The sequence below is a fragment of the Acidithiobacillus sp. TH-A36 genome, assembly GCF_057473445.1.
Genome location: NZ_JBYCKP010000051.1, coordinates 1 through 5,457 on the forward strand (window position 1 = coordinate 1; position 5,457 = coordinate 5,457).

A 5,457-nucleotide genomic window follows, 5' to 3' on the forward strand; every position below is an offset into this window, starting at 1 on the left:
CTCTGCACTGTTTTGACTTCGCTGGCGGGAGCAGGCACAGCCTCTGCGGAAAGTCTTGCCTGGATGGCCACTTATCCTTATGGGCAGGCCCCCAACCAAAAACTCATTGCAGCAGGCCTCGCTCCGGCGTCCTATGAGCAGGCAGCGGCGACCCTGCCCAGTCGCACTTCCAGCCAATCTGCCATTACCAAAAGTCATAGCATAGCGCCGCAGTCACCATCCGTGCCTCCCTGGTGGAATCAGCCTCTGGAACAGGAACTGCAATCTTCGCCGCACGCGCTGCTGCCTTCTCCAGAAAATGGTTCTTCCCCTTCCGCCAAAAAGCCCTGGCCCTGGTATGACACACCACTCGGCGTACTGGGCATTGGCGTTGTGGCAACCGGCGTTATATTTGCGTTTGATCATGGCATCAATCAATACGCAGAAACCCATATCAGCTACAACGTCCGTAAGCATATCGCCCTGAATTTTGCGGATGTCATTACCGACAGCGCCGCTATATTCGCCGGAACCACCTGGTTTCAAAGCCCCTGGGCCAGCGCCAAGCTGGTGCACACTTCCAGTGTTGCCTTAACCGCAGCAGCAGCCACCACCGTAGAAGTTTTTGCGCTGAAATATGCATTTGGCAGAACCAGACCCAGTGGCCCCAATAGCAATTCCATGAGCTTTCATCCCTTCAGCTCACGGTACACGCTCTTCGACACCAGTTTTATTTTCCGTGGCGGCACCGGCAACACCGCTTCCTTCCCCTCCGGCCACACCGCCATCGCCTTCGCGCTCATTACGCCCTACGCACAAAACTACCATCTTCCCTGGCTGTACAGTCTGCCAGTTCTTGTAGGGATCAGCCGCATTATTGCGGTCAATGGTCACTGGGCCTCAGATGTTGTTGCCGGTGGCTTTGTCGGCTGGCTGACGGCAGACCTGACCAACCGACTGTTTCCAGACAGTAATTACGGCTTCATGCTGTTTGGCGATGGCGTAGGATTTTATGGCAAATTTTAACGGGAACCACTTGTGAAAATACTGAATAAACAATGGGTAAAAGTACCACTGATGATCGCCATGACCAGCGCCATCCTCTCCGGTTGCGCCATCATGACCGATGGACCCAACGCCAGTCCTTACCAGCGAGCCCCGCAAAAGCTCCCCTCTGCCGTACTGTCCCAGCACGAAGACCATCTTTCCCGTGCCGCCATGGAGCGTTTGCTGCACCAAAACATCACCTACCATCTGGGCGCAGGTGATGTGGTATCCGTCTCGGTGTATCTCCATCCCGAACTGTCCATTCCCGCGCCCATAAGCAGTTCCACAGGGCTGGCAGGGGCCATTGTTACCAATGATGGCAATATCCAGCTTCCCCTGCTGGGCGTCGTGCATGTGGCCGGCATGACCACCAAACAGCTGCAGGCCCATCTCAGCCATCTTTATGCCCATTACATCATTGACCCCAAGGTCAGCGTACAGCTGCAGGTTGCGCACAGTATCCGCTATTACCTGTTGGGTGAATTCATCAAACCCGGCCTGGTTTATTCCGACCGACCGCTCAACTTGCTGGAGGCCATGGCGTTGGGCGGTTCGATCAACCTGACTGATGCCGACTTGCGCAGTGCCTATGTGGTACAAAATGGTCAGAAACTGCCCATCAACTTCCATAAACTGATTCTGGCTGGCGATCTGCAGCAAAATATCCCTCTGAAAACCGGGGATACCGTCGTCATCCCCAGTATCAGTACCATGCGGGTTTATGTGTTCGGCGCGGTCAACAAACCCGGTCCGGTACCTTTTCCCAATGGTCGCCTGAGTCTGTTACAGGCCATTTCTGACGCGGGCATGAATACCAACAGCCTGACTACTGCACGCCTCAGTGAAGTACGCGTCATTCGCTCCGAAGGCGCCACCGGACAATTTTACGTCATCAATGCAAGACGCATCCTGGAAGGCAAAGCCGCGCCTTTCTGGCTCAAATCCGGAGATATTGTTTTCGTCCCGCAAACGGCGGTCAGCAGCTGGAATCAGACCATTCAATTATTGCTGCCCTCGTTACAGGCTGTTGGCGATATCCTGAATCCCTTTGTGTCCATCAAATACTTGCAGCAATAGGAAAATATTTGTGACGGATCATACCTCAGCACAGCAACCAGCGCGCAGCAGCGCAAACCTTGAAGCCATGCGGGGCGGAATGATGCCCAGCCAGGCGGCAGAAGGCAGCGATGAAATCGAGCTTGGCCCACTCTTTCAGGCGATCCGAGCGGGCTGGCGCCTGCCCGTCTATCTGGGTGGTGTCGCCGCCTTTCTGGCGATTGTCTTTGTCCTGTTTGCCAAACCGGTTTTTGAAGCCAGCGGCTCCCTGTATCTGGGAAGTGCAGAAAAAAGCCAATCGGTCTCTTCCAGCGCACTCAGCGGATTCTCGTTACTCTCCGGGCTCATGCAAGGCTCCAGCATGGCCACTCAGGTCAACATTGTGCGCAGCCGGGATTTTGTTGAAGAGGCGATTCTCGACAGCGGGCTCAATGCTCAGGTATGGCCGGACGGAGCAGCCACAAACCAGCGTTTCTGGAACTGGCTGCTGGGCGGTCGCTCCCTGTCCATCTACGCAACGCCCGCCAACGGACTCCATGCCTCGCTGGCTGATGTCACCAGCCCCGCACTGAACAAGCAAAAACTCGACGTTCTTTTTTCTGCAAACGGCCATTACCAGATACTGAAAGACAAGCAAGTGGTACTGCAGGGTCAGCTTGGGCAAGATGCCATTGGCCCCGGAATCCGTCTGAAACTGCAGGCGATCCGCCCCCACTACACCCCTCCCGCCCATACCTTATACCATTTACGCATACAGACTCCGCGCGCGGTTTATGATGCCATGACCAAAAGCGGCGCGCTGGGCGTCAATCAGTTAGGCGGCGGCTCCGGAAGCAGTGCGGAAACCACCTATATTGTTAACGTGCATTACCAGAATACCGATCCTTTTGCTGCCCGGCAGTTTGTCCAGACACTCATGCAAACCTATCTGGACAAAACCCACGCCTGGGCTACCGGACAGGCCGGTGCCAGCTATGATTATCTCAGCACCCAAATGCACAAAATCCGCACTGCGCTTTCGGCAGCCGATGCCAGCCTTGCGCACTATCAGGCACATACGGGTGTCATTGCGGTTTCTGCCGGCGCACAGGCCATGATCAAACAGGAGGCCGACTACGAAACGCAACGTGCCCAAATAGAGCTGCAACTGCACACCCTGCAGCAATTGCGCCAACAACTCTCTGCACCGCAGGCATCCATCAACCCATACATTCTCAACAGCATTGACAACCCGGTCCTGAATCAGCTGAGCGGACGTCTGGCCGCCGCGCAGACCAAGCTCACTTCGCTGGAAAAAATCTACACCCCGGCAGCACCGCAAGTCATTCAGGTTCTTGCAGAAATCCACTCCATCCAGTCGGCCATTCACAACCTCATCGACAATCAGACTCAAACCGCACAGCAGCAATTACAGTCTCTGGACGCACTGCTCAGCCAATATCAAACCAAAATGGGCAAATACCCCAAGGCCGAACTGAAAGTGATCTCCCTCACCCGCTCCAGCGAGGTTTTGGGCAAGTTGTATATGTTCCTGCTTCAAAAACAGGAAGAAGCCGCCATTCACAAGGCCAGTACCATTACCCGCAACCGGATACTGGATACCGCCCTGGTACACAACCTCCCCGTCTCGCCCAAAGGCAAAAAAACCGTCATTCTGTTTGGCTTACTGGGTGCCTTTCTGGGGATGGCGCTGGTACTGGGAAGATTTCTTTTGCTGACCAGCTTCCGCTCCGATGAAGAAATACAGCATCTTTATCCGTTTCTGCCGGTATACGGTTTTCTGCCCGCCGATCACAATACCTCCAATGCATCGAAGCAATTTGAGCTGCCCGATGCGCGTTCGGGATTTGGTGAGGCAGTGCGTCTGCTGCGGAGTAATGTTTATCTGGCCGCCGGACAAAGCGCCGGACAAATCCTGATGATTGCCTCAGCCACGCCCAAGGACGGGAAAAGTACCGTCGCCTATCAACTGGGTGCGACCATCGCCCAGGACGGTAAAAAAGTGCTGGTTATAGATGCCGACTTACGCAAGCCGCATATCCACGAAATGTTCCGCATCGCCCAGACACCGGGTATTGTCGAGGTTTTGTCCGGTCAGCATTCCTGGCAGGAAGCCGTACGCCCCATTCAGGCACTCCATATGGACCTGATCACTGCAGGCAATACGCCGCCAAACCCCAGCGAATATCTGGGCAGGCAGCGCTTTGCCGAGATATTGCAGGAAATACGCCAGTCCTATGATTACATTCTGCTGGATACCCCACCTTTTCCCATGGTGGGCGATGCCCTGCTTTTGGGCAGTCAGGCAGACCGTATCCTCACGGTTGCCCGCGTACATGCCACGCCGCGCAAAGCCTTCAAAGAGCACCTGCAAGGGCTGATCAACCTCGAAAAGCCCTTAGGCGTCATTATCAATGGGGTGCGCGTCAATGCCAGCTATGGTTATGGATACGGATACCACTACGGCGAAACCCGCCCTGAAAAACGCTGGCAGAAAAAACTGCGTAGCTGGCTCCGGAGGTTATGGGGTTGAATATGTCATATCTCTGGTCGGGGCGCTTTGCGCGGCAAGGCCCGGAAACCGCGCCGGAGACTGCTCCTCGCTGGGACTTTCATTGCCACCTTCTGCCCGGTGTGGACGATGGACTCCGTACGCTGGAAGAAACCCGTCAAGCCATCTCCGGCCTGCAACAGTTGGGGTATGGCGGCGCGGTGCTGACACCGCATATTTACCCCGGTGCCTACGACAACCACCCCCAAGGATTGCGCAACGCCTTTGCAGAACTCCAGCAACAGTTATCAGGAGATTTTATCCTGCATCTGGCCGCCGAGTATTTTGCCGATGAGAGCATGCTGACAGCCATTACGGAGCAGAATCTGCTTTATTTACCACTGGGAGAACAGAAAGTGGTTCTGGTGGAATTCCCGGTCCTCATGCCCGGCCCTGTTGGCACGGACATACTCATCGAATTACAGCGCGCCGGTTATCAGCCAGTCCTGGCGCATGTTGAACGATACCGTTACGTCCAGCAGCAACCCGCTGTCTGGCTGGAAAAAATCCAGCATACAGGCGCCTGGTTGCAATGCGACATCGGCAGCCTGGTCGGTCAATATGGACCCCATCCACAAACCCTGGCACGTCACCTGCTGGCACAAAACCTGCCCACACTCTGGGGCACCGATCTACACCGGGTAGAACAACTGGAACGCTATATGCGCCCCGGCCTGAGCACGCTCACCAAACGCGGTGTACCCGTCAATTCGGCGGTTGCCCCATTGAGCGCAGCAAACAGCCATTGACGGCAAAAATCTTTAAGACTTCTAATGCCGACCCGCTTGCCGGTGTATGGACATTAACCAGGTAACGGCTGGCGT

At 55.3% G+C, this 5,457-nt stretch carries 4 protein-coding genes; all 4 read left to right on the plus strand.

The window, feature by feature from the left end:
• The coding region (locus AC2VLY_RS01315; protein WP_486921643.1) for a phosphatase PAP2 family protein at positions 1-1,005 on the plus strand (1,005 nt) is incomplete at its 5' end.
• A 12-nt stretch (positions 1,006-1,017) separates the two neighbouring features.
• Positions 1,018-2,103, plus strand: a complete 1,086-nt coding sequence (locus tag AC2VLY_RS01320) for a polysaccharide biosynthesis/export family protein (RefSeq protein ID WP_486921644.1) — start codon at positions 1,018-1,020, stop codon at positions 2,101-2,103.
• Positions 2,104-2,113: 10 nt separating this feature from the next.
• Complete coding sequence (locus tag AC2VLY_RS01325) at positions 2,114-4,615, plus strand: polysaccharide biosynthesis tyrosine autokinase (RefSeq protein WP_486921645.1); 2,502 nt, start codon at positions 2,114-2,116, stop codon at positions 4,613-4,615.
• Positions 4,616-4,617: 2 nt separating this feature from the next.
• Positions 4,618-5,382: a tyrosine-protein phosphatase gene (locus AC2VLY_RS01330; protein WP_486921646.1), complete on the plus strand. Its 765-nt coding sequence runs from the start codon at positions 4,618-4,620 to the stop codon at positions 5,380-5,382.
• The last annotated feature ends 75 nt before the right edge of the window (positions 5,383-5,457 follow it).